Source organism: Streptomyces sp. NPDC004539 (assembly GCF_040610055.1).
In the GTDB taxonomy this organism is placed as follows: domain Bacteria; phylum Actinomycetota; class Actinomycetes; order Streptomycetales; family Streptomycetaceae; genus Streptomyces.
In genome coordinates this window covers 66,139-90,935 of sequence record NZ_JBEXLS010000001.1, presented here as the reverse complement: position 1 = coordinate 90,935, position 24,797 = coordinate 66,139, and the positions used below count along the sequence as shown (strand labels likewise).

Genomic DNA, 24,797 nt, shown 5'->3' with positions numbered 1-24,797 from the left:
GCGACGTACCGCGAACCGCCCGCGACGCTGAGCGACAGCGGGGTGGTGGACGCTGACTCGGGGACTACCAACGGGTACTCTCGACGCGATATGAGCACCGAGAACCTTCCCCAGAGCCCCGAGTCGCAGCCCGCGCGCAAGCCGCGCGTGGCCGTCGTGTTCGGCGGGCGCAGTTCCGAGCACGGCATCTCCGTGGTGACCGCCGGCGCCGTACTGCGGGCCGTCGACCGGGACAAGTACGACGTGCTGCCGATCGGCATCACGCGGGAGGGCCGCTGGATGCTCACGGCGGACGCGCCGGAGCGGATGGCGATCGCGGACCGCCGCACCCCCGAGGTCGCCGACCTCGCGGAGGGCGGCGACGGCGGAGTGGTGCTCCCGCTGGACCCCGCCGACCGCGAAGTCGTCTACAGCGAACCGGGATCGGTGCCGAAGGCGCTCGGCGAGGTCGACGTCGTCTTCCCCGTCCTGCACGGCCCCTACGGCGAGGACGGCACGCTCCAGGGGATGCTGGACCTGTCCGGTGTGCCGTACGTCGGCTCCGGGGTGCTCGCCTCCGCCGTCGGCCAGGACAAGGAGTACATGAAGCGCGTCTTCACCTCCTTCGGCCTCAAGGTCGGCCCCTACCTGGTGATCCGCCCCCGCGAGTGGGCGCAGGACGAGTCCGGGGCGCGCAAGCGGATCGCCGGGTTCGCCGCGGACCACGGCTGGCCCCTGTTCGTGAAGCCCGCCCGCGCCGGCTCCTCCATCGGCATCACCAAGGTCGACGACCCCGCCGGTCTCGACGAGGCGATCGCCGAGGCCCAGCGGCACGACCCGAAGATCCTCGTCGAGGCGGCCGTCCGGGGCCGTGAGATCGAGTGCGGCGTCCTGGAGTTCGAGGACGGCCCCCGCGCCTCCGTCCCCGCCGAGATCCCCGCCACCCACGCCTACTACGACTTCGAGTCCAAGTACATCGACTCGGTCCCCGGCATCGTCCCGGCCCCCCTGACCCCCGAACAGACCGCCGAGGTCCGCGCGTTGGCCGTCGAAGCCTTCGACGCCGCCTCCTGCGAGGGCCTCGTCCGCGCCGACTTCTTCCTCACCGACGACGGCGACTTCGTCATCAACGAGATCAACACGATGCCCGGCTTCACGCCGATCTCCATGTACCCCAAGATGTGGGAGGAGACGGGCGTCGCCTACGGCGAGCTGGTGGACCGCCTGATCCAGGCGGCCCTGCGCCGCTCCACCGGGCTCCGCTAGTCGGCGATCCCCTCGGGCACCGTCTTCTTCATCGCCGGTGCCAGATCGATCAGCGGCGACATCCCCTCCGCCGCCCGCGACTTGGGCAGTGTGACCTCGACGTACACCACCCGCAGCGCGCTCGTGAAGCGGATCGTGCCGTCGTCCTGCTTCTCGACCAGCCAGCCGACCCCGTCGGCCTCACCGGCGTCCGCGCCGTCGTCGTCCATCTTCGGCGGCTTCACGACACCGCACCGCAGTATGATCGCCGGGTCTCCCCAGCCCGCGGTCAGCGTCGACGCGGGCTCGGGGTCCCGGCGCCGGAGTCCGTCCACCTCGGCCGGCAGCGCGGCGTCCAGCTTCCGGCATATCTGCGCGGCTTTCGCGGACGGACTGGGAACCACGGTCGACGCGTCGTCGTCTGCCGATGAGCAGCCGGCGACGGCGCACAGCAGTACGAGGGCGGACACACCACTGAGCCGGTGACGGAAGAAGTTCACCGGCCAAGGGTAGACGGGGGCTACAGATGGACGACGGGGCAGGTCAGGGTCCGGGTGATCCCCTCCACCTGCTGCACCTTGGCGACCACCAGCCGCCCGAGGTCGTCGACCGTGTCCGCCTGGGCCCGCACGATCACGTCGTACGGCCCCGTCACGTCCTCGGCCTGGACGACGCCAGGGATCTTGCCGATCGCCTCGGCGACGGTCGACGCCTTGCCGACCTCTGTCTGGATCAGGATGTACGCCTGTACCACGGAACCTCCAGGGCGGCCACGAGGATCATGTGGGGAAAAGGAACGCCACGGTATCGCGTCGCCGCGCGCACAGGGGAGACCCGCGAGGACCGGGGACCGCGCGCCGGGGCGAGCGCGGGACGGAAGTTGACGGTCACCTCGACCGTATCGAGGACACTGGTCCCGCGCGACCGGGCGCGGACAGGCACAGAAGGGGCTCTAGGGCGATGAAGGGCACTGTCGGTGAGCTGGGCGAGTTCGGGCTCATCCGTGAGCTCACCTCCCGGCTCACCACCACCCCGGCGGTCCGGGTCGGCCCGGGGGACGACGCCGCGGTGGTCGCCGCGCCCGACCGCAGGGTCGTGGCCAGCACGGACATCCTGCTGGAGGGCCGGCACTTCCGCCGGGACTGGTCCACCGCCTACGACGTGGGCCGCAAGGCCGCCGCCCAGAACCTCGCCGACATCGCCGCGATGGGCGCCGTACCGACCGCCCTGCTCCTCGGCCTCGTCGTCCCGGCCGAGCTGCCGGTGACCTGGCCGACGGAGCTGATGGACGGCATCCGGGACGAGTGCCAGGTCGCGGGCGCGTCGGTGGTCGGCGGGGACGTCGTCCGCGGCGACACGATCATGGTGTCGATCACCGCCCTCGGCGATCTGCGCGGCCAGGAGCCGATCACGCGCGGCGGCGCGAAACCGGGCGACCTGGTCGCGGTGACCGGCTGGCTGGGCTGGTCGGCGGCCGGGTACGCGGTCCTCGCGCGCGGGTTCCGCTCGCCGCGCGCCTTCGTGGAGGCGCACCGCCGCCCGGAGCCGCCGTACCACGCGGGCCCGGCGGCGGCGGGGCTCGGCGCGACCGCGATGTGCGACGTCAGCGACGGCCTGATCGCCGACCTCGGGCACATCGCCGAGGCCAGCAAGGTCAGGATCGACATCCGCTCCGAGGCGATCGACATCCCCACCCAGATGAACGACATCGGCCACGCCGTCGGCGTCGACCCGATCCAGTGGGTGCTGACCGGCGGAGAGGACCACGCGATCGTGGCGACCTTCCCGCCGGACGTGAAACTCCCCGCCCGCTGGAAGGTCATCGGCGAGGTCCTGGGCCCCTCCACGCTGCCCCAGGTCACCGTGGACGGCGCCCCCTGGACCCGGCAGGGCGGCTGGGACCACTTCGGGGACGTCGAATGACCCCGGCGCGGGTGCTGACCGTCGCCGGTTCCGACTCCGGCGGGGGCGCCGGCGTCCAGGCCGACCTGAAGACGATGCTCGCCCTCGGCGTGCACGGCATGAGCGTCGTCACCGCCGTCACCGCCCAGAACTCCCTGGGCGTGCAGGGCGTGTGGGAACTCCCCGCCGACGCCGTCCGCGCCCAGTACCGCAGCGTCGTCGACGACATCGGCGTCCAGGCCGTGAAGACCGGCATGCTGGCTTCCGCCGCCCTCGTCGAGACGGTCGCCGACCTCCTCGCGACGACGGACGCCCCCGTCGTCGTCGACCCCGTCGGCGTCTCCAAGCACGGCGACCCCCTCCTCGCCGCCTCCGCCCTCGACTCCGTACGCCACCGGCTCCTCCCGGCGGCCACGGTCGCCACCCCCAACCTCGACGAGGTCTTCCAGCTGACCGGCGTCCGCGTCGAGTCGGAGGAGGGGATGCGGGAGGCCGCGGCGGCGGTGCTGGCGTACGGCCCGCGGTGGGCGCTGATCAAGGGCGGGCATCTGCCCGGCGACGCCGTCGACCTGCTCACGGACGGGCACGAGGAGCACTGGCTCAGGTCACCCCGGTACGACAACCGCCACACCCACGGCACCGGCTGCACGCTCGCCTCGGCGATCGCGTCGGAGCTGGCGAAGGGGGCGGCCGTACCGGACGCGGTGACGGCGGCCAAGAGTTACGTCACCGGGGCGATCCGGGGCGGGTTCGCGCTCGGCGGGGGGATCGGGCCGGTGGATCACGGCTGGGCGTTCAGGCGGTAGATGTGCAGAAAGCCGATCCACCCGGGGGTGGATCGGCTCTATGCGGCGAACCAGCAGTGGCCACGCGCTCAGCGGCGAAGCGTCAGCGCGAAACCTTGCCGGCCTTGATGCACGAGGTGCAGGCGTTCACGCGCTTCGGCGTCCCGCTGACAACCGTACGGACGCGCTGGATGTTCGGGTTCCAGCGACGGGACGTACGGCGGTGCGAGTGCGAGATGTTGTTGCCGAAGCCCGGACCCTTGCCGCAGACGTCGCAGTTAGCAGCCACCGGTCACTCCAAAGACTTCAGATGCACTTACGGATGATCCCGGCATGCCGGGATCGAGATCGAGGATCTGGAAGTGGCGGTGCCGGGGGGAATGGCCCGATCGAGATCGGGCAACCGGAGCAGCATACAACGACTGCTTCCGTTGAACGAAACTACCACGATCGGTCTACGCTGCGTCCAATCCAGCAGCTCAGGGAGGCGCAGGTGGCGCAGGTGCCGCAGACATTCCTCGATGCTCTCGCGGTGCGCACCTGGTGCGGCCTCGCGCTGGGGGCCCTCGGCGGGGCCCGCGAGGAGATCGACGCGATCAACGTCTACCCCGTCGCGGACGGGGACACCGGCACCAACCTGTACCTGACCCTGGAGTCCGCGGCGACCGCGGTGGAGGCCGTGTTCGCGGCCCACGAACCGGACACCCCCTCACTGGCCGACGCGGTGCACGCCCTGGCCCACGGCGCCCTCATAGGCGCGCGCGGGAACTCGGGGACGATCCTCGCCCAGCTCCTGCGCGGCATGGCCCAGATCCTCGCCGACGACAGTGACGCCTCTCACACCGAGCATGCCGGCGGCCCGGCCCTCGCCCTCGCTCTGCGCCGTGCCGCCGACTCCGCCCGCCAGGCCGTCGCCCACCCCGTCGAGGGCACCGTCCTGTCCGTCGCCTCGGCCGCCGCCGACGCCGCCGGGGCCGCCGACGGCGACTGCGGCACCGTCGCCCGCGCGGCCCACCGGGGCGCGTGCGCGGCGCTGGCGGCCACCCCGGGACAGCTCGCCGTCCTGCGGGACGCCGGGGTCGTCGACGCGGGCGGGCGGGGGCTGGTGGCGGTGCTGGGGGCGCTCGTGGAGACGTTCACCGGGGAGGCGCCGGCCGGGTTCACCGCAGGGGCACGGGTCACCAGCGTCGGGCTGGGGGTCCACGCGCGCGTGGAGGGCTCCGGCGACGAGGTGTGCGCCGAGGGCGGCGACGGCCCCGCCTTCGAGGTGATCTACCTCCTGGAGGCCGAGGACACCGCCGTGAACCGGCTCAGGACCCGGCTGGACGCGCTGGGGGACTCCCTGGTCGTCGTCGGCGGGGACGGGCTGTGGAACGTCCATGTGCACGTGGACGACGCCGGGGCCGCCGTCGAGGCCGGGGTCGAGGCGGGACGGCCGTACCGCATCCGGATCACGCATTTCGGCGCCGGGGACGCGCACACCACGCGCGGGGAGCGGGTGCCGCGCGAGCGCGTGCAGCGGGCCGTCGTCGCCGTCGTGCCGGGGGAGGGGCTGGCCGGGCTGTACGCGCAGGCCGGGGCGACGACCGTGCTGGCGCGTCCGGGGGAGCCGCCCGCGAGCGGCGAGCTGGTCGAGGCCGTCCGGCGCGCACACGCGCGCGAGGTGGTCCTCCTGCCCAACGACGCCGACCTGCGCCACACGGCCGCCGCAGCCGCCGAGCAGTCCCGCACGGAGGGCATCCGGGTCGCCCTGATCCCGACCCGCTCGGCGGTCCAGGGCATCGCCGCCCTCGCCGTCCACGAACCCGACCGGCGCTTCGACGAGGACGTCGTCTCCATGACCTCCGCCGCCGGCGCCACCCGCTACGCCGAGGTCACCGTCGCCGAACGCCAGTCCTGGACCATGGCGGGCATCTGCCAGGCCGGCGACGTCCTCGGCCTGGTCGACGGGGACGTCGCCGTCATCGGTACCGACGTCACCGACACGGCCCGCCAGGTCCTCGACCGCATGCTCTCGGCGGGCGGCGAACTCGTCACCCTCGTCCTCGGCGACGACGCCCCCGACACCGTCGCCGGCCACCTGGAGGCGCGGGTCCGGGAGGCGTACCTGGCGGTCGACACGGTCGTCTACCGGGGTGGCCGCCAGGGCTCCCTGCTGCTGATCGGCGTCGAGTAGCCGCTCACCCCTCCTCCCGCACCCCCTGAAGCAGCTGCTCCGCCTCCGTACGACGGGACGCGACCGTTTCGTCGTCGCCTCCCGGCCTGTACGCCGCCAGCACCCCCCGCGCGCGGGCCGCCGCGTCCAGCGGGCGCCCCAGGTCGGCCTCCAGCCAGCCCGCGGCCAGCTCGGCGGACGTGCGCGCGTGCAGGGCGTCCTCCGCGAGGGAGGCGAAGACGGCGACCGCGTCGGAGATCTGCGCGAGCGCCTCCTCCAGGGCCGCGCGGATCGCGTCGTCGTCCCCGTCCTCCGGCGCCGACCGGGCCAGCAGATCGCCGAACTGGCGGTGCGTGTGGCCCAGCTCGGAGACCAGCCGGAACCGGGACTCCTCGTCGTCCGCCGCGTCCAGCGCGTCCGCGCACTCCGTGACCGCCGCCGTCATCAGCTCCCGCGCGCTGTCCACCCCGTCGTCGGTGCGCAGCGCCAGCCACGCGCGGGCGCGCAGGGACCGCACCAGACCGTGCACGTTCCCCAGGGACCGCCACAGCTCACCGGCGCGCGTGTACGCCTGGTCCGCCTCCGGGAGCAGATCCGCCTGGCTCAGCGACTCCGCCGCGAGGTGCGCCAGCGTCGCGTGGTCGTGCTGCTCCGGCCAGTGCCGGGCGATCTCGGCCGCCTGGAGACGCCGCTCGGCGGCCTCCCGGTGCTCGCCCAGCTCGCTCAGACAGTCCCCGAGCCACCACTTCGTCTGGACGACCGTCCCGTCGCCGTGCGTCTCCGCCGTCAGGTCCGCGAGCGCCGACTCCAGCACCTCCGCGGCCTCCGCCCACCGGCCCTGCCGGACCAGGTGACCGCCCAGCTGATGCCGGGCCCAGGCGCCGAACGTCGGCCCCTCGCCCGCCTCGTCGGCCCAGTGCGCGGCCTCCAGGGCGTGCTCGGCGGCCTCCTCGGCCTCTCCCCGGCCCCCGACGACCTCCGCGAGCTGGAGATGCAGCTGAGCCCGCCCCACGGGCTCCAGGACCGGCCCGCCGTGCTCCAGGGCCGCCCGCAGCGCCCGCTCGGCCTGCGTCATGTCCCCGAGGTGGTGCGCCAGCGACGCGAGCCGCGCCTCGTACTCCACCGCGAACCACGGCAGGCCCGCCGCGACGAACTCGGCGGACGCCCGCGCGAACAGCTGCGCCGCGCCCTCCGGGTCGCCGCCCAGCGCCGCCAGCTCCGCGAGCATCGCGTGCGCCTCCGCCACGCGCGCGTGCAGCCGGACGTCGTCCCCGGCCCGCCCGCCGACCAGCGCCAGCACCTCCCGCACCGCGGCCTCCGCGACCCCGAACGCCTCCTCCCGCGCGTCCCCCTCGCCTTCGTCGCCTTCCTGACCTTCCTGGCCCTCCACGCCCTCCGCCGCGCCGTGCGCGCACCGCATCAGAATCCGTGCCCGGCTCATCAGCACCCCGGCCGCCTGACGCACCCCGGTGCCGTCCTCCGCGTACAGGGCGAGGACCCGGTCGTACGGCTCCTCCACCGCCGCGAGGGCCTCCGTCACGTCACCGGCCAGCGCCCGGACGTACGCCCCACGCGCGCGTGCCGCCAGGGACTCGCCCGGGTCGTCCGCCTCCGCGTACCAGCGGGCCGCCTCCTCGAACGACGCGAGACCCTCCACGCCCCGGGCCATGCCCTCGTGCTCGGCCAGCTCCGCGCGGTCCCGGGGCGCCAGCGTCACGTCCCCGGCCGCCGCGACCGCCTCGCCCACCGCCACCCACGCCTCCACGGCGCGCGGCTGGAGCGTGTCCGACTGCCGGCGGGCCTCCTCCAGGAGCCCCACGAGATCCGGCTCACCCGACGGCTCCGCGGGCACCCGGGGCGCGGGCACCGGAGCCGGAGACGCCGACCCCGCCGACGGACGCGCCCCGCGCACCCCCAGCGGCAGCCTCCCGGCCAGCGGCTCCTGCGCCATCCGCGCCAGCGCCCGCTCCGTCACGTGCGCCGTGCCGTTGCGGGCGTCGAACGCCCCCGCCAGCCCGAGCGCCTCCTCGCGCGCGTGGGCCGCCAGTTCCGCCGCCGTCCACGACCGGCCCGCGGGACCCGGCACCCGCTGCCCGCCCAGACCGAGCGCCGTCAGCCGGTCCGTCAGCAGGGCCACGACACTCAGGAAGTCCAGCTTGCTGCGCGGATGACCGGCGTCCGTGAAGTACGCCGGACGCTCCGCCAGCAGCTCCAGCGCCCGCGCCTCGTTGCCCGTCAGCGCGCAGAACTCGACATGGTCCGCGTACGCGCCCCGCATCGACTCCATCGACCGCACCAGCCGGAACCCCCGCAGATGGTTCGCCCGCGCCTCGTCCAGCCGCTCCAGGCGCAGCAGCGGCAGCAGGGACGACGCCAGCACCGTGTGCGGCTCGTGCGCGCACGTGTACTCGCCCTCCAGGACCGGCTCCCACAGCCGCAGCGCCTCGTCGTCGCGCCCGCACTCCGCGTGCCACCAGCCCTGGCCGTGCAGCTCGCACGCGTGGCAGTCGGCCATCTGGTCCCGGTCCGCCGCCAGCCACGCCGCGAACGCCCGCTCCGCGCGCGGGAGATCGCCCACATGCGCGGCCACACTGAACTCCGCGCTGCGCACCGCCCGCTCCGAGTGCCCCGCCAGCCGGTAGCGGTGCTCCATCTCGCCGAGCCACTTCTCCACCGACGCCAGCGGGATGTGCGGCTGGTCCAGCATCCCCGCCGACATCCACTTGAAGACCCAGTGCAGCGAGTGCGCCTCGTACTCGTCGAAGTCCTCCGGACGCTCGTCCCACATGCGCAGCAGCCGCGCGAACGGGACGAACATCTTCGCCTTCTCGGAGCTGTAGTTGTAGACCTTCAGCTGATGCCCGAGCGCCTCGATCACCGCCAGCGGCACGTTCAGCTTCTCGGCCTCCCCGAGCAGCGCCTCCGCGCGCGCGTTGCGCGCCGGACCCTCCGGCTCCTCACCGTTCTCCGCCATCGCCCGCCGCAGCGCGTCGAAATCCCCGATGTCACTCATCCTTGCCGCCCTCACCATGCGTGGCCCACTCCAGCAGACCGATGAACGCCCGGTTCAGCAAAGCCGAATCGGCCGGTCGCAGCGGGCGCTGCGCCATCAGCAGCGCCTGCCCGTACAACGACTCCGTCGCCGTCCCGATCAGTTCCGGGTCCCGCAGGGAACTGATCCGCCGGATCAGCGGGTTGAGGTGGTTGAGCACCAGCCGCGCGCGCGGAGCACCGCCCCGCAGCGAGCCCAGGATGCCCGCCCACAGGTCGTCCGCCTGCGACTCCGCCTCCGCGCGCGCCTGTTCGTGCCGCGCCTGACGGTCGTCCAGATGCAGCGCCGGCACCGACAGCGGATGGAACGCCCTCAGCACCACGTCGCACCCGAGCGGGTCCAGCTTCGCCCGCGCCGCCGCGAGGAACGCCGACAGCGCCAGCTCCTCCGCCGTGTCCACGGCGTCCAGATGAGCCGTCACCGTGTCCGCGTCCAGCTCCGCGACCGACGTGCCCGGACGCACCGACGGCAGCGCCTCGACCAGCTCGCTGTCGTACGTGTAACCGCCGTTCACCACGCCGATGCCCTGCGCCGACGCGATCGGGGCGACCTGGCGGTACTCCTCGACCGTGCGCGTGAAGTGCACCACCGGGTGGCGCTGCGCGAACTCCTCCAGCGACAGCCGGCCGTCCGTCGTCTCGAACGGCAGCCACGGCAGCATCGTCCGCAGCATCTCCGGGTCGTGCCGCGCCAGCGACTTCACGCCCAGGTGATGCACCGCCAGGAACGCCGCGAGCCGCTCCGGGTCGCCCGCCGCGAGACCCGTCAGCCACGCCCTGATCCGCTCCCCGAGCGCCTCCCGGACCGCCGCCAGCGTCTCGTCCTCGTACAGCGACTCGCGCGACGCCGTGGGCCGCAGGGAGTCCGTGTCCAGGACACAGCGCACGAAGAACGCCCAGTCCGGCAGGAGCTGTTCGGCGCGCTCCGTCAGCAGCATGCCCTTCAGGTGCACCCGGTGCGTCGCCCGCTGCGCCGGGGACACCGCCGCCGGCAGCACGTACGCCACGCCCCGGATGCCCGCCAGCGGCACCGACAGCTCGATCGAGTCCAGCGGCGTGAACCCGAACAGCGCGTGGCAGTGCCGGGCCAGCGCCACCCGCCGGTTCGCGGGGGAGGGGTACGGCCGGTCCCAGGGCGCCGGCAGGTCCGTGACCGCCTCCTCGCCCACCCGCACGTCGTACGGCAGCAGCGAGCCGAAGTCCTTCGCCAGCGCCAGCACCCGGGCCTGCGACAGCCACTCCGAGGCCCCCGCCCGCGCCCGCAGGTACACCGTCGTCCCCGGCTCGGGACGCGCCTCGTCCGGGAGCGTGCGCACGGAGTACGAGCCGTCGTCGCGCGCCGTCCACTCCACGGGACGCGCCCCCGGAGTGCGCGCGCTCCGGGAGACCACCCGGATGCGCTCGGCCACCACGAAACAGGCCAGCAGGCCGATCCCGAACTGGCCCAGGAAGTCCGAACGCGCCTCCTGGAGGCCCTCGGCCCGCTTGGAGCTGCGCCCGATCGTGGCCAGCAGACTGTGCACGTCGGCCTCGGTCAGACCGATGCCGGAATCCTCCACCCGCAGCTCCGTGCCGTCCGTGAACAGCCGCACGCGCGCCGGGGCGCCGGGGTCCTCTGCCTGCCGGGCGGTGATCGCGTCCACCGCGTTCTGGAGCAGTTCGCGGAGGTAGACCCGGGGACTGGAGTAGAGGTGATGGGAGAGCAGGTCCACCAGACCACGCAGGTCGACCTGGAACGTGTGAGGTGACTGGGATGCCTGGGATGACTTCGAGGTCTGGGAGTCCATCGTCGCAGCGCCGGTGGGGGGAGGTGCCTCGGCGCGGGGTCGGGCGGTCCCGTAATGGGGCGGTGACCGCGGAAGGGATGGCGTGAGGCGCGACATACTAGGGCCCAAGCGACGCGTCTGACCAGGGGTTTCAAGACACGTGTAGGGCATTGTCAGTGGTGTGGTGTGCAATGGATCTCGTGCCCGCACTGGAAGAACCACTCAAAAAAGTGCTCGGCCCCGCCACCGCGAAGGTGATGGCCGAGCACCTCGGCCTGCACACGGTCGGTGACCTCCTGCACCACTATCCGCGCAGATACGAGGAGCGCGGCCAGCTCACGCACCTCGCGGACCTCCCGATGGACGAACACGTGACGGTCGTCGCGATGGTCGCCGACGCCCGGCTGCACACGTTCGCTTCCTCCAAAGCCCCCCGGGGCAAGGGCCAGCGACTGGAAGTCACCATCACCGACGGCAGCGGCCGGCTCCAGCTCGTCTTCTTCGGCAACGGCGTGCACAAACCCCACAAGGACCTCCTCCCCGGCACCCGCGCGATGTTCTCCGGCAAGGTCTCCGTCTTCAACCGCCGCCTCCAGCTGGCCCACCCCGCGTACCAGCTCCTCAAAGGCGACGACTCGGAGGAGGGCGAGTCTGTGGAGACCTGGGCCGGCACCCTCATCCCCCTCTACCCGGCCACGGCCAAACTGGAGTCCTGGAAGCTCGCCAAGGCGATCCAGACGGTCCTGCCCACCGCCCAGGAAGCCCTGGACCCCCTCCCGCCCGCCCTCCGCGAGGGCCGCTCCCTCGTCTCCCTCCCCGAGGCCCTCCTCAAGATCCACCGCCCCCACACCAAGTCGGACGTCGCCGAGGCCCGCGCCCGCCTGAAGTGGGACGAGGCATTCGTCCTCCAGGTCGCCCTGGCCCGCCGCCGCCACGCCGACACCCAACTCCCCGCCGTCCCCCGCGTCCCCGCCCCCGACGGCCTCCTCACCGCCTTCGACGACCGCCTCCCCTTCACCCTCACCGACGGCCAGCAGAAGGTCTCGAAGGAGATCTTCGACGACCTCGCGACGAACCACCCGATGCACCGGCTGCTGCAAGGGGAGGTGGGCTCCGGGAAGACGCTGGTCGCCCTGCGCGCCATGCTCGCCGTCGTCGACGCGGGCGGGCAGGCCGCGATGCTCGCGCCCACCGAGGTGCTCGCGCAGCAGCACCACCGGTCGGTCGTGGAGATGATGGGGGATCTCGCCGAGGGCGGGATGCTCGGTGGCTCCGACCGGGCGACCAAGGTCGTGGTGCTGACCGGCTCGATGGGGACGGCCGCGCGCAGGTCGGCGCTGCTCGACCTGGTGACCGGCGAGGCCGGCATCGTCATCGGGACGCACGCGCTGATCGAGGACAAGGTGCAGTTCCACGACCTGGGGCTCGTCGTCGTGGACGAACAGCACAGGTTCGGCGTCGAGCAGCGGGACGCGCTGCGGGGCAAGGGCAAACAGCCGCCGCATCTGCTGGTGATGACCGCCACGCCGATCCCGCGGACGGTCGCGATGACCGTCTTCGGCGATCTGGAGACGTCCGTCCTCGACCAGCTCCCCGCGGGCCGCTCCCCGATCGCCACGCACGTCGTGCCGGCCGCCGACAAACCCCACTTCCTCGCCCGCGCCTGGGAACGCGTCCGCGAGGAGGTCGCCAAGGGCCATCAGGCGTACGTCGTCTGCCCCCGCATCGGGGACGAGGAGGACGCCAAGAAGGCGAAGAAGGAGACCCCGGACGGCGACAAACGCCCCCCGCTGGCCGTCCTGGACGTCGCCGACCAGCTCGCCAAGGGCCCGCTCACCGGCCTCCGGGTGGAGGTCCTGCACGGCCGTATGCACCCCGACGACAAGGACGCGGTGATGCGGAGGTTCGCGGCCGGCGAGACACACGTCCTGGTCGCGACGACCGTCATCGAGGTCGGCGTCAACGTCCCCAACGCCACCGCCATGGTGATCATGGACGCGGACCGCTTCGGGGTCTCTCAGCTCCACCAGCTGCGAGGCCGGGTGGGACGAGGATCGGCGCCGGGTCTCTGCCTCCTGGTCACGGACATGCCGGAAGCGAGCGCGGCACGCCAGCGCCTCAACGCGGTCGCGTCGACGCTGGACGGCTTCGAACTGTCCCGCATCGACCTGGAGCAGCGGCGAGAGGGCGACGTGCTGGGGCAGGCACAGTCGGGAGCGCGCACGTCCCTGCGGGTCCTGGAGGTCATCGAGGACGAGGAGGTCATCGCGGAGGCGAGGGAGGAGGCGACGGCGGTTGTCCTGGAAGACCCCGAACTCAAGAAGTACCCAGCTCTGCGGACGGCGCTGGACGCTCTCTTGGACAAGGAGAGGGAGCAGTACTTGGAAAAGGGCTGAGCCACACTGGAGCTGTACTCGTCCCTCTACCAAGGACTTCAAAGATGACTCGCGTGATCGCCGGTACCGCCGGCGGACGTCGACTGGCCGTCCCCCCGGGAACCGGCACTCGCCCGACATCGGACCGCGCACGCGAAGCCCTCATGTCCACCTGGGAGTCCCTCCTCGGCGGGCCCCTCACCGGCGAACGGGTCCTCGACCTCTACGCGGGCTCAGGCGCGGTCGGCCTGGAGGCGCTCTCCCGAGGCGCGTCCCACACCCTCCTCGCGGAAGCCGACCCCAAAGCGGTCAGAACCATCCGCGAGAACGTGAAGAACCTCGGTCTCCCCGGCGCCGAAGTCCGACCGGGGAAAGCCGAACAACTCATCCGGACCTCTCCACCCGCCCCGTACGGCATCGCCTTCCTCGACCCCCCCTACGCCGTCACGGATCACGATCTTCGCGAGATCCTCCTCACACTCCGCACCGAACGCTGGCTCACGCACGACGCGATCGTCACCGTGGAGCGCAGCACCAGAGGCGGAGAATTCCACTGGCCGGCGGGATTCGAGTCGGTCAAGACCCGTCGCTACGGCGAGGGAACGTTTTGGTACGGTCGCGCCGCCGAGGCCGACACCGCCTCTACGTGCGAAGACGCACGATGACCGGACCGGAGAGCGAGGGATCACCAGTGCGCCGAGCCGTCTGTCCCGGGTCGTTCGACCCGATCACCAACGGACACCTCGACATCATCTCCCGCGCCTCCCGCCTCTACGACGAGGTGTACGTCGCGGTGATGATCAACAAATCGAAGCACGGCCTCTTCACGGTCGAGGAGCGGATCGACCTGATCCGCCAGGTCACGGCCGAGTACGGCAACGTACGGGTGGAGTCCTTCCACGGGCTGCTGGTCGACTTCTGCAAGCAGCGGGACATCCCCGCGATCGTCAAGGGGCTGCGGGCGGTCAGCGACTTCGACTACGAGTTGCAGATGGCCCAGATGAACATCGGCCTCTCCGGGGTGGAGACGCTGTTCGTGCCGACGAACCCGGCGTACAGCTTCCTGTCCTCCTCGCTCGTCAAGGAGGTCGCGACGTGGGGCGGGGACATCGCGCACCTGGTGCCCCCGGCCGTGCTCGAAGCCCTCAACGAACGCCTGCGCAAGGACTGATGGGACGCCGGGGGCTACAGTCGGCCCTGTCCGTCTCCAACACAGCGGTAGAGAGTGGCGAGCCTAGGTGGACGTACAGAACAAGCTCGACGAGATCGTCGCCGCGGTGTCCGGTGCGAGGTCGATGCCCATGTCGGCCTCGTGCGTGGTCAACCGCGCCGACCTGCTCGCCCTGCTGGAGGAGGTCCGGGCCGCGCTGCCCGACTCCCTCGCCCAGGCCCAGGAGCTGATCGGCGGACGCGACCAGATGGTCGAGCAGGCCCGTCAGGAGGCGGACCGCATCATCACCACCGCGCACGCCGAACGCGGCTCGCTGATCTCCGGCACGGAGGTCGCCCGCCGCTCCCAGGCCGAGGCCGACCGCATCCTCGCGGAGGCCCGCAGGGACGCCGAGGAGGTCCGCGCCGAGGCCGACGAGTACGTCGACTCCAAGCTCGCCAACTTCGAGGTCGTCCTCACCAAGACCCTCGGCTCGGTCGGCCGGGGCCGCGAGAAGCTCCTCGGCACGGGCCCGGGCCTGGACGAGAACGGCTACGAGGACGAGGACGCCCCCGAGCGCAGCCACGACCCCGAGACCCTCCGCCGGGACGCCGACGCGTACGTCGACGCCAAGCTGGGCGCCTTCGAGGCGGTCCTCGCCAAGACGCTGGAGGCGGTCGGCCGGGGCCGCGACAAACTGCACGGCCGGATCGCCACCGACGACCTCAGCGCCCTCGCCGACGACAACACGACCTACCAGCACTCCTCCGACGCCGACTACCTCGCCGACCTCGCGGCCCTCGCCGACCGCGAGGAGTCCTCCCGCACCGGCTCCACCCCGGCCCCGCCCCGGCCCCCGGCCGAGCAGCCCGTCGTCCACGGCTACGAGCAGCAGCCCGCCTACGGCTACCAGGACGGCTACACCGGCTACGACCAGCAGTACGCCCAGCCGGACCCGTACGGCTACCAGCAGGCCGACCCCTACGCGGCGGCGGCCTACCAGGGCCAGGGCTACGACGGCGGTCAGCAGACGTACGAGGCACAGCCGCAGCAGCACGCCCAGCAGCAGCACGCGCAGCAGGCGTACGCCCTCGACGAGACCAGCCTCTTCGACACCGGCATGATCACCCCGGAGCAGCTCCGCGCCTACGAGCAGGGGCGAGGGCTCTAGCCAGGACCCGGATTGGGCTATGCGGGAAAGCTCCAGTATCCTGGCTCTTCGGTCGCGTGCACGTCCGCGATCACCGCTGCCCCGAAGCACCGCTGGGCGGCGTCCCCTCCCGCTCGGAAGAGATCGAAAACAGGAATGGCCGCGAACGCCCGCCTCGACCACCGCAACCCCCTCGTGTTCGACACGCACGAGCTGGGCCGGCGTCCTGGCGCGCTCCAACGCCTGACCCGTGAGATCGACGCCCCCAAGGACCTCGGTGTCCAAGGAGTCGTCGGGGTGCCGGAAGGCGCCCCCGTGGAGCTGGAACTCCGTCTGGAGTCGGTCATGGAAGGGGTGCTTGTCACAGGCACCGTCCGTGCACAGGCCGAAGGGGAGTGCGTAAGGTGTCTGGAGCCGGTCGAGCTGGAGCTCGACGCGGAGTTCCAGGAGATGTTCTCGTACCCCGACGCCGATGAGCGGGGCCGCCCGAAGAAGGCGGAGCCCGACGACGACGCCGAGGACGACGAGGACAGGCTCTTCATCGAGGACGGCCTGTTCGACCTCGAACCCGTGCTGCGGGACGCGGTGGTGCTCGCACTGCCGATGCAGCCGGTGTGCCGGGAAGACTGCCAGGGCCTGTGCTCCGAGTGCGGAGTACGGCTCGCGGACGACCCGGGCCACCGTCACGACGCCGTCGACATCCGTTGGGCGGCATTGCAGGAACTCTCGGGTTCGCTCGAATCCGACGAGAAGAACAAGACCAGCGGCGCTGAAACCGGCGTCGACGAGAAGCAGGAGAAGTAGCCGTGGCTGTTCCGAAGCGGAAGATGTCGCGCAGCAACACGCGCCACCGCCGGTCGCAGTGGAAGGCTGCGGTCCCCACCCTGGTTGCGTGCGAGCGCTGCCACGAGCCCAAGTTGCAGCACATCGCGTGCCCGTCTTGCGGCACCTACAACAAGCGCCAGGTCCTCGAAGTCTGAGGCTGGTGAGAGGCACTGTGTCCACGCCGAAGAAAAACTCAGCGGACAACACGGCCTCGTCCCACACGCTTCTGGAAGGGCGGCTCGGCTATCAGCTGGAGTCCGCCCTTCTGGTGCGTGCGCTGACGCACCGTTCCTACGCGTACGAGAACGGCGGTCTGCCGACGAACGAGCGGCTGGAGTTCCTCGGGGACTCCGTGCTCGGTCTCGTCGTCACCGACACGCTGTACACGACCCACCCGGACCTCCCGGAAGGCCAGTTGGCCAAGCTCCGGGCCGCGGTGGTCAACTCGCGCGCGTTGGCGGAAGTCGGCCGCGGCCTCGAACTCGGCTCCTTCATCCGGCTCGGCCGGGGTGAAGAGGGCACGGGCGGCCGGGACAAGGCGTCCATCCTCGCCGACACCCTCGAAGCGGTGATCGGCGCGGTCTATCTCGACCAGGGCCTCGACGCGGCCTCCGAACTGGTGCACCGCCTGTTCGACCCGCTCATCGAGAAGTCCTCGAACCTCGGTGCCGGCCTGGACTGGAAGACCAGTCTCCAGGAGCTCACCGCGACCGAAGGGCTCGGAGTCCCCGAGTACCTGGTCACGGAGACCGGTCCCGATCACGAGAAGACCTTCACTGCTGCCGCCCGCGTCGGAGGCGTCTCGTACGGCACCGGCACCGGCCGCAGCAAGAAGGAGGCGGAGCAGCAAGCCGCCGAGTCCGCCTGGCGCGCCATCCGCGCCGCGGCGGACGAACGGATCAAGCAGGAGGCCGCGGCTGCCGAAGCCGCCGCCACCGACGCCGAGTCCGCCTCCGCATAAGTACGCAGTGCCGAGCGCCCGCCCCGCCGAACGGGGCCGGGCGCTCGGTCCGTTCACCTTCCGGGGGAGTGCCATGCCCGAATTGCCCGAGGTCGAGGTCGTCCGGCGGGGTCTGGAGCGGTGGGTGGCCGGGCGCACGGTCGCCGACGCGGAGGTCCTGCACCCCAGGGCCGTACGCCGCCATCTCGCGGGCGCCGACGACTTCGCGCACCGGCTGAAGGGCCACCGGATCGGTACGCCCGCCCGGCGCGGCAAGTATCTGTGGCTGCCGCTGGACGACGGCGGCCAGGCGATCCTGGCGCACCTCGGGATGAGCGGCCAGCTCCTGGTCCAGCCGCCGGACGCGGCCGACGAGAAGCACCTGCGCATCCGGGTCCGGTTCGCCGACGACGTACGGACGCAACTGCGCTTCGTCGACCAGCGGACCTTCGGCGGGCTCTCGCTGCACGAGACGACGGACGACGGGCTGCCGGACGTCATCGGGCACATCGCCCGCGACCCCCTGGACCCGCTCTTCGACGACGAGGCGTTCCACGAGGCCCTGCGCCGCAAGCGCACCACGGTCAAGCGGGCCCTGCTGGACCAGTCGCTGATCAGCGGGGTCGGCAACATCTACGCGGACGAGGCGCTGTGGCGCTCCCGGCTGCACTACGACCGCCCGACCCCCGGCTTCACCCGCCCCCGCACGGCGGAACTCCTCGGCCATGTCCGGGACGTGATGACCGCGGCCCTCGCCGTCGGCGGCACCAGCTTCGACAGCCTGTACGTCAACGTCAACGGCGAGTCCGGCTACTTCGACCGCTCCCTCGACGCGTACGGCCGCGAGGGCGAGCCGTGCAAGCGGTGCGGGACGCCGATGGCCCGGCGGGCGTGGATGAACCGCTCCAGCTACTTCTGCCCGAGGTGTCAGCGCCCGCCGCGCGTCTCGTCGTAGCGGACGCGGGCGGTCATCACCTCGTCCATGTGTCCCTCGACGAGGTCGATGAGGGACAGCAGGCGTTCGGCGACCCGGCGGCCGAGCGGCGTCAGCTCGTAGTCGACGCGCGGGGGGTTGGTGGGCTGGGCCTCGCGGTGCACGAGGCCGTCGCGCTCCAGCGCGTGCAGCGTCTGGGAGAGCATCTTCTCGCTGACGCCGTCCACCCGCCGCCGCAGTTCGTTGAACCTGAGCGAGCCCTCGTACAGCGCCCCGAGCGTCAGCCCGCCCCAGCGGCCGGTGACGTGTTCGAGCGTCGTCCGTGAGGGACAGGCCCGCGCGAACACGTTGAACGGCAGCTCCTCGGCGGGAGTCTCCTGGGTGCTGGTCATAGGAAAAGGGTAAGCGAATTCAGCGCTAACCGGCAGGTTGCACTTTCTTTCGGTTAGTGAGCAGTGGGCGGGCGGGTCAGTACCCGAAGTCCTGCGTCCACCACGGCCCGCCCGAACCGAAGTGCACCCCCACGCCCAGCGTCTTGAAGTCGCAGTTCAGGATGTTCGCCTTGTGGCCGGGGCTGTTCATCCACGCCTCCATCACGGCGGCGGGGTCGGCCTGGCCGCGGGCTATGTTCTCGCCCGCGAGATCGGTGATCCCGGCCGCCGCGGCCCGGTCCCAGGGAGACTTGCCGTCGGGGTCGGTGTGGTCGAAGAAACCGCGCGCGGCCATGTCCTCGCTGAACTTCTGGGCGAGGTCGGCGAGGGCGCTGTTCGCGGACAGGGCGCTGCAACCCACCTTCGCGCGCTCCTCGTTGACGAGCACGAGGACCTGGGCCGCCGCCTGGAGCTCCGCCGACACGGCCGTGGCCGCCTTCGAGCTCTCCGGCTGCTGCGCGGCGGGCGCCTTCGCGGGCGTCTCCTCCGCCACCGGCGTCTTCGACGGGGTGGCGGAAGGTTTCGCCTCGGCGGTCTTCTTCGCCGGGGCCTTCTTCTCCTTCTCCGGCGCCGAGGACGGCGTCGCGGAGGCCGACGGGGCCGCCGACGGCACGGACGCCCGCGGCGCCGTACCGCTCGCGCCGTCCGCCGTACCCGCCGCGCCGCCCTGCTCGGAGGCCGCGTTGGTCGGCGAGTCCGAGACCCGGACCCGGTCCCCGGAGGCGTCCGAGGCGCTGTCCCCGCCGAGCTTGTAGCTCTCCAGCCCCGGAATCAGCCCCGAGGTCACCGCGACCGTCCCGAGCGCGACCGCCGCGGAGACCCCGAGCAGCCCGGTCCGCACGGTCTTCCTGCCGCGCCTACGACGCCGGCGCGGGCCGTCGCCGTGGCCGTCCGGGTCGGTCTCCGTCGCGTACAGGTACTCGGCGCTTCTCGCGTTGGCGTCGGCGTACGCCTCCGGGAGCGGGGTGCCCATGCCCGGGGTGTGCTGCGCGGGGGTCTCGGCGGCGTGCGTATGGCCCGTCTCGGCGCCTGAGCGTCGGTGGCGTCCCATGTCTGGCCTTCCTCGTCCTGCGGCGTTCCTGAGCACTGCGGTCCCCGAGCCCCTGTGTCGCTGACTCCTCGCGGTCGCCCTGAATCACTCGATCGGGTGAGTTTCGTCGGGTGGGGACGGTACCCCATGACGCCCGGGGAGGAAGTGTCCTGTGCGACATCGGGCCGGTTAGGTTGCCTCCATGAGTGAGGATGCGCGACTGGTCGCCTGGGTCCGAGGACACGTACAGGGCGTGGGATTCCGCTGGTTCACCCGGGCCAAGGCGCTGGAGATCGGCGGGCTGAGTGGTTTTGCTCTCAATTTGGCCGACGGGCGCGTACAGGTCGTCGCCGAAGGGGCCCGTGGCGACTGCGAAGGGCTGCTCGACTGGCTGACGGGAGCCGACACGCCCGGCCGCGTGGACGGTGTCACCGAGATTTGGGACACACCGCGCGGCGGGTACGACGGCTTCGCGATCCGGTGAGCCCGGCGGGCACCGGCGCCTCGGAGGTCTGCCGGGGGTGGTGGCCGAGGGTGGCTCCGGGCGGAAAGAAGCAGGTGGTTGCCAAGAAGCGCGTGCTCTGGCAGGCTCCCCGTTCAACTGTGATCGCCGAGGCCCCGTGTCCTCCCGGAGCCGTGCCGCCGCCGCTCACCGTTCCGTCCGCCCCGCGGAGCCCTCCGCACGGGGCGTGATCGTGTTGACCGTCAAACTTTTTGGTGAGACTCTGAGGGAACCCCGCGCACCTAGCTGTTTGGCATGGATGAACGGCAGCAACAACCAGATCCTGCCCAGAGGTCGGGTGCGAATCCCTCACGACCCACACCGTTTCGGTCGGTCACTCAGTGTGGAGGACCATCCATCATGGCAAAGGCGCTTCTCGGTTACGTCGGCGGTTCCGACCCGCGACTCCTCGCCGAGATGCGACGGCTCCAGCAGCGCGTCCAGGATCTGGAATCCGAGCTCGGCCGCATCCAGGCCGAGAACGACGCTCTGACGGCTGCCGCTTCTCACGACAGGCTCATGGAGAGCATCGACGCACACCAGCCGGAGCCCGCGTTCACCTGATCGCTGCTGCACCGCTCCACGGCACCGTTTGAGTTGTCAAGATCTGCAAGGGACGCCCAGGCGTCCCTTCTTTTCTTTCTTCCCCCGAGCCCCCGCTCGCCCTGCCCCTCTCTTTAACGTGTGGTGTGCCCGGAGCGTTCACCCGCGAAACCGCGAGGCCGCCCGGCGTTCACCGGGCGCCGCCGACCCGGCGGGTAGAGTCCGACGGCGTGCACCTCAAGGCCCTGACCCTCCGCGGGTTCAAATCGTTCGCCTCCGCGACCACGCTCCGGTTCGAACCGGGGATCACCTGCGTCGTGGGGCCCAACGGCTCGGGCAAGTCCAACGTCGTCGACGCCCTCACCTGGGTCATGGGCGAGCACAGCGCGAAGTCCCTGCGCGGCGGCAAGATGGAGGACGTCATCTTCGCCGGCACCACCGGCCGCCCCCCGCTCGGCCGCGCCGAGGTCTCCCTCACGATCGACAACTCCGACGGCGCGCTGCCCATCGAGTACGCCGAGGTCACCATCACCCGGATCATGTTCCGGGGCGGCTCCAGCGAGTACCAGATCAACGGCGACACCTGCCGCCTCCTCGACATCCAGGAACTCCTCTCCGACTCCGGCATCGGCCGCGAGATGCACGTCATCGTCGGCCAGGGCCAGCTCGACTCCGTCCTGCACGCCGATCCCATGGGCCGCCGCGCCTTCATCGAGGAGGCGGCCGGGGTCCTCAAGCACCGCAAGCGCAAGGAGAAGGCGCTGCGCAAGCTCGACGCGATGCAGGCCAACCTCTCCCGCGTCCAGGACCTCACCGACGAACTCCGCCGCCAGCTCAAGCCGCTGGGCCGGCAGGCCGCCGTCGCCCGCCGGGCGGCCGTCATCCAGGCGGACCTGCGGGACGCGCGCCTCAGGCTGCTCGCCGACGACCTCGTCCGCCTGCGCGCCGCCCTCCAGACCGAGATCGCGGACGAGGCCGCCCTCAAGGAGCGCAAGGAGACGGCCGAGCAGGACCTCAAGAAGGCCCTCCAGCGCGAGGGGCAGCTGGAGGACGAGGTCCGCCGCCTCACCCCGCGCCTCCAGCGCGCCCAGCAGACCTGGTACGAGCTGTCCCAGCTCGCCGAACGTGTCCGGGGCACCATCTCCCTCGCCGACGCCCGGGTGAAGAGCGCGACGTCCGCGCCCCCCGAGGAGCGCCGGGGCCGCGACCCGGAGGACCTCGAACGTGAGGCGGCCCGCGTCCGCGAGCAGGAAGCGGAGCTGGAGGCCGCCCTCGAAGCCGCCGAACGCGCCCTGGAGGACACGGTCGCCCACCGCGCCGACCTCGAACGCGAGCTGGCCGCCGAGGAGCGCCGCCTCAAGGACGCCGCCCGCGCCATCGCCGACCGCCGCGAGGGTCTCGCCCGCCTCACCGGCCAGGTCAACGCGGCCCGCTCCCGCGCGTCCTCGGCCCAGTCCGAGATCGACCGCCTCACCGCGTCACGGGACGAGGCGGTCGAGCGCGCGGTGACGGCACAGGAGGAGTACGAGGCGCTGAAGGCGGAGGTGGACGGCCTCGACGCCGACGACGCGGACCTGGCGGAGGCCCACGCGACGGCGAAGCGCGAACTGTCGGAGGCGGAGGCCGCTTCGAGCGCGGCCCGAGAGACGCTCACGACAGCGGAACGCCGCCGAGCGGCCACCAAGGCGAGACACGAGGCCCTGTCGCTGGGCCTCCGCCGCAAGGACGGCACGGGAATACTGCTCGCGGCGAAGGACCGCCTCACGGGTGTACTGGGCCCGGCGGCAGAGCTGTTGACGATCACACCGGGGTACGAGGTCGCGCTGGCGACAGCATTCGGAGCGGCGGCGGACGCGGTGGCGGTGAGCGGTCCGTCGGCGGCGGCGGAGGCGATCAGGTTGCTGAGGAAGCAGGAGGGGGGACGGGCGACGCTGGTGTTGGCGGGGGGCGAGTCTTTCAGCGGTGGGGGAATCCACAGCAAACCCGCGGCCGACGAACTAAGCGCCACCACGTCCTTCAGGGGCGCGGGGCTGTGTCCGACGTGCGGCTGCCGCCGCGTGGGCGCGACCAGCGACGTTGATCCCGCGGCCGACGAACCAAGCGCAACCACATCATTTAGGGGCGCGGGGAACTGCGCGATCAGCCACACTCAACCCGCACCCGCCCACGCCCCCCTGGCCACCACCCTCGTCCGCGCCCCCTCCCACCTCACCCCCGCGATTCACCACCTCCTCCACGACATCGCCGTGGTGGACACCCTCGACCAGGCCGAACAACTCATCCGCACCCACCCCCACCTCACCGCAGTCACCACCGAAGGCGACCTCCTGGCAGCCCACTTCGCCCACGGCGGCTCCGCGGGCGCCCCCAGCCTCCTCGAAGTCCAGGCGTCCGTGGACGAAGCGGCGGCGGAGCTGAAGGAACTGGCGGCCACGTGCGAGGAGTTGACGGAGCGGCAGGCCACGGCGAAGCAACGCCGCGCGGAGTGCGCCGAGTCGCTCGACAACCTCACCGACCGCCGACGCGCCGCCGACAAGGAGAAGTCCACCGTCGCCCAGCAACTCGGCCGCCTCGCGGGCCAGTCGAGAGGCGCGGCAGGCGAGGCAGAACGAGCCACGGCGGCAGCCGCCCGCGCACAGGACGCCCTCGACAAAGCCCTGGAGGAAGTCGAGATCCTCGCCGAACGCCTGGCGGTGGCCGAGGAGTTGCCCGTCGAGGAGGAACCCGACACCTCCGTCCGGGACCGCCTCGCGGCGGACGGCGCGAACGCGCGGCAGACCGAGATGGAGGCCCGCCTCCAGGCCCGTACGCACGAGGAACGGGTGAAGGGCCTTGCGGGCAGGGGCGATTCACTGGACCGCGCGGCACGGGCGGAGCGCGACGCGAGGTCGCGTGCGGAGCAGCGGCAACGGCGTCTGGTGTACGAGGCGGAGGTCGCCGGCGCGGTCGCGGAGGGCGCGCGGCGGCTGCTGGCCCACGTCGAGACCTCCGTGCGACAGGCGGCGGCCGACCGCGCCGAGGCCGAGGCCGAGAAGGCCGCGAGGGAACAGGAGTTGGCCGCGGAACGGACCGTCGGCCGGGAACTCAAGGGCGAGTTGGACAAGCTGACCGACTCGGTGCACCGGGGCGAAGTGCTCGGCGCCGAGAAGCGGATGCGGATCGAGCAGGTCGAGACGAAGGCGCTGGAGGAACTGGGCGTCGAACCGGAGGGCCTCGTCACGGAGTACGGCCCGCATCAGCTCGTCCCGCCCTCACCCCCGGCGGAGGGGGAGGACCCGGCGGACGAGGAGCCCCGGCCGGTGCCGTTCGTCCGTGCCGAGCAGGAGAAGCGGCTGAGGGCGGCCGAACGGGCGTACCAGCAGCTCGGGAAGGTGAACCCGCTGGCCCTTGAGGAGTTCGCGGCGCTGGAGGAACGCCACAAGTTCCTGAGCGAGCAGCTTGAGGACCTGAAGAAGACGCGCACGGATCTCCTTCAGGTCGTGAAGGAGGTCGACGAGCGGGTCGAGCAGGTCTTCAGCGAGGCGTACCGGGACACGGCGCGGGAGTTCGAGGGGGTCTTCGGGCGGCTCTTCCCGGGCGGCGAGGGGCGGCTGATCCTGACGGACCCCGACAACATGCTGACGACGGGGGTGGACGTCGAGGCGCGTCCGCCGGGCAAGAAGGTGAAGCGGCTGTCGCTGCTGTCGGGCGGGGAGCGGTCGCTGACGGCCGTCGCGCTGCTGGTGTCGATCTTCAAGGCGCGGCCGAGTCCGTTCTACGTGATGGACGAGGTGGAGGCGGCCCTCGACGACACGAACCTCCAGCGGCTGATCCGGATCATGCAGGAGCTCCAGGAGTCGTCGCAGCTGATCGTCATCACGCACCAGAAGCGGACGATGGAGGTCGCGGACGCGCTGTACGGGGTGTCGATGCAGGGGGACGGGGTGTCGAAGGTGATCTCGCAGCGGCTGCGATGAGTTCAAGTCTTGAACTCATTCCCGGTTGAGAGTGACTGCCATCTCACATCACCCCGCGTTGGAGTTCATAACTTGAAG

General features: G+C 71.9%; 22 protein-coding genes. 15 read left to right on the top strand and 7 right to left on the bottom strand.

All coding sequences use genetic code 11. The features are described 5' to 3' along the window. Positions 1-90 precede the first annotated feature (90 nt). Positions 91-1,245 (top strand): D-alanine--D-alanine ligase family protein, encoded by a 1,155-nt coding sequence (locus ABZX85_RS00425; protein ID WP_355861105.1) that lies wholly within the window; start codon positions 91-93, stop codon positions 1,243-1,245. Here ABZX85_RS00425 and ABZX85_RS00420 read toward each other — a convergent pair. Beyond that, positions 1,242-1,724, bottom strand: a complete 483-nt coding sequence (locus tag ABZX85_RS00420) for a DUF3515 domain-containing protein (protein WP_355861103.1) — start codon at positions 1,722-1,724, stop codon at positions 1,242-1,244. The two genes, ABZX85_RS00425 and ABZX85_RS00420, sit on opposite strands and share 4 nt — an antisense overlap. Positions 1,725-1,744: 20 nt before the next feature. Then, a complete protein-coding gene (locus tag ABZX85_RS00415; RefSeq protein ID WP_355861101.1) occupies positions 1,745-1,978 on the bottom strand; it encodes an Lrp/AsnC ligand binding domain-containing protein in 234 nt (77 codons plus the stop codon). Between the two features lie 206 nt (positions 1,979-2,184). Here ABZX85_RS00415 and ABZX85_RS00410 point away from each other — a divergent pair, with 206 nt between their 5' ends. Both ABZX85_RS00410 and thiD read left to right on the top strand, forming a co-directional pair. Next, positions 2,185-3,147 (top strand): thiamine-phosphate kinase, encoded by a 963-nt coding sequence (locus ABZX85_RS00410; RefSeq protein WP_355861099.1) that lies wholly within the window; start codon positions 2,185-2,187, stop codon positions 3,145-3,147. Further along, on the top strand, positions 3,144-3,932 hold the full coding sequence (thiD, locus tag ABZX85_RS00405; protein WP_355861097.1) for a bifunctional hydroxymethylpyrimidine kinase/phosphomethylpyrimidine kinase: 789 nt from the start codon (positions 3,144-3,146) through the stop codon (positions 3,930-3,932). The genes ABZX85_RS00410 and thiD overlap by 4 nt, the downstream gene beginning before the upstream one ends. Before the next feature lie 82 nt (positions 3,933-4,014). Here thiD and rpmB read toward each other — a convergent pair whose 3' ends face one another. Next, a complete protein-coding gene (gene rpmB, locus ABZX85_RS00400) occupies positions 4,015-4,200 on the bottom strand; it encodes a 50S ribosomal protein L28 (RefSeq protein WP_003973430.1) in 186 nt (61 codons plus the stop codon). Between the two features lie 204 nt (positions 4,201-4,404). On the opposite strand from rpmB, the gene ABZX85_RS00395 reads away from it, so the two are divergent. Continuing rightward, positions 4,405-6,087, top strand: a complete 1,683-nt coding sequence (locus ABZX85_RS00395; protein ID WP_355861095.1) for a DAK2 domain-containing protein — start codon at positions 4,405-4,407, stop codon at positions 6,085-6,087. Positions 6,088-6,091: 4 nt separating this feature from the next. Here the strand turns inward: ABZX85_RS00395 and ABZX85_RS00390 are convergent, their stop codons facing one another. Together ABZX85_RS00390 and ABZX85_RS00385 are read right to left on the bottom strand one after the other, a co-directional pair. Further along, entirely contained in the window at positions 6,092-9,079 is a 2,988-nt protein-coding gene (locus ABZX85_RS00390) for a tetratricopeptide repeat protein (protein ID WP_355861093.1), read from the bottom strand. Next, the gene (locus tag ABZX85_RS00385) at positions 9,072-10,904 is read right to left on the bottom strand and encodes an HSP90 family protein (protein ID WP_355861092.1); all 1,833 of its coding nucleotides are present in this window, start codon (positions 10,902-10,904) and stop codon (positions 9,072-9,074) included. Before ABZX85_RS00385 ends, ABZX85_RS00390 begins: the two co-directional genes overlap by 8 nt. A 170-nt stretch (positions 10,905-11,074) precedes the next feature. Here ABZX85_RS00385 and recG point away from each other — a divergent pair, with 170 nt between their 5' ends. The 8 genes from recG (at position 11,075) to mutM (ending at position 18,278) form a co-directional block, all read left to right on the top strand. Next, positions 11,075-13,279 (top strand): ATP-dependent DNA helicase RecG, encoded by a 2,205-nt coding sequence (gene recG, locus ABZX85_RS00380; protein ID WP_355861090.1) that lies wholly within the window; start codon positions 11,075-11,077, stop codon positions 13,277-13,279. Beyond that, a complete protein-coding gene (gene rsmD / locus ABZX85_RS00375) occupies positions 13,276-13,923 on the top strand; it encodes a 16S rRNA (guanine(966)-N(2))-methyltransferase RsmD (protein WP_355862273.1) in 648 nt (215 codons plus the stop codon). The genes recG and rsmD overlap by 4 nt, the downstream gene beginning before the upstream one ends. A 26-nt stretch (positions 13,924-13,949) precedes the next feature. Beyond that, on the top strand, positions 13,950-14,429 hold the full coding sequence (gene coaD, locus ABZX85_RS00370) for a pantetheine-phosphate adenylyltransferase (protein ID WP_355861088.1): 480 nt from the start codon (positions 13,950-13,952) through the stop codon (positions 14,427-14,429). A 67-nt stretch (positions 14,430-14,496) separates the two neighbouring features. Beyond that, complete coding sequence (locus ABZX85_RS00365; protein ID WP_355861086.1) at positions 14,497-15,579, top strand: cell division initiation protein; 1,083 nt, start codon at positions 14,497-14,499, stop codon at positions 15,577-15,579. Between the two features lie 135 nt (positions 15,580-15,714). Next, positions 15,715-16,362: a YceD family protein gene (locus ABZX85_RS00360; protein WP_355861084.1), complete on the top strand. Its 648-nt coding sequence runs from the start codon at positions 15,715-15,717 to the stop codon at positions 16,360-16,362. Between the two features lie 2 nt (positions 16,363-16,364). Continuing rightward, positions 16,365-16,538, top strand: a complete 174-nt coding sequence (gene rpmF / locus ABZX85_RS00355; protein ID WP_007493396.1) for a 50S ribosomal protein L32 — start codon at positions 16,365-16,367, stop codon at positions 16,536-16,538. 17 nt (positions 16,539-16,555) lie between these two features. Continuing rightward, positions 16,556-17,344 (top strand): ribonuclease III, encoded by a 789-nt coding sequence (gene rnc / locus ABZX85_RS00350; RefSeq protein WP_355862271.1) that lies wholly within the window; start codon positions 16,556-16,558, stop codon positions 17,342-17,344. A gap of 73 nt (positions 17,345-17,417) precedes the next feature. Continuing rightward, complete coding sequence (mutM, locus tag ABZX85_RS00345; protein WP_355861082.1) at positions 17,418-18,278, top strand: bifunctional DNA-formamidopyrimidine glycosylase/DNA-(apurinic or apyrimidinic site) lyase; 861 nt, start codon at positions 17,418-17,420, stop codon at positions 18,276-18,278. Here mutM and ABZX85_RS00340 read toward each other — a convergent pair. Continuing rightward, positions 18,251-18,649, bottom strand: coding sequence for a helix-turn-helix domain-containing protein (locus ABZX85_RS00340; RefSeq protein WP_355861080.1), 399 nt, complete (start codon positions 18,647-18,649; stop codon positions 18,251-18,253). The genes mutM and ABZX85_RS00340 overlap by 28 nt on opposite strands. A 76-nt stretch (positions 18,650-18,725) precedes the next feature. After that, the gene (locus ABZX85_RS00335; protein WP_355862269.1) at positions 18,726-19,661 is read right to left on the bottom strand and encodes a CAP domain-containing protein; all 936 of its coding nucleotides are present in this window, start codon (positions 19,659-19,661) and stop codon (positions 18,726-18,728) included. A 259-nt stretch (positions 19,662-19,920) separates the two neighbouring features. Here ABZX85_RS00335 and ABZX85_RS00330 point away from each other — a divergent pair, with 259 nt between their 5' ends. From ABZX85_RS00330 to ABZX85_RS00320, 3 genes are all read left to right on the top strand, one after another. Continuing rightward, positions 19,921-20,202: an acylphosphatase gene (locus ABZX85_RS00330; protein ID WP_355861078.1), complete on the top strand. Its 282-nt coding sequence runs from the start codon at positions 19,921-19,923 to the stop codon at positions 20,200-20,202. Positions 20,203-20,580: 378 nt separating this feature from the next. Next, positions 20,581-20,784: a hypothetical protein gene (locus ABZX85_RS00325; protein WP_010353869.1), complete on the top strand. Its 204-nt coding sequence runs from the start codon at positions 20,581-20,583 to the stop codon at positions 20,782-20,784. Positions 20,785-20,993: 209 nt separating this feature from the next. Further along, positions 20,994-24,719 carry an AAA family ATPase gene (locus ABZX85_RS00320; RefSeq protein ID WP_355861076.1) on the top strand — a complete coding sequence of 1,242 codons (3,726 nt, stop codon included), beginning with the start codon at positions 20,994-20,996 and terminating at the stop codon, positions 24,717-24,719. Positions 24,720-24,797 lie beyond the last annotated feature (78 nt).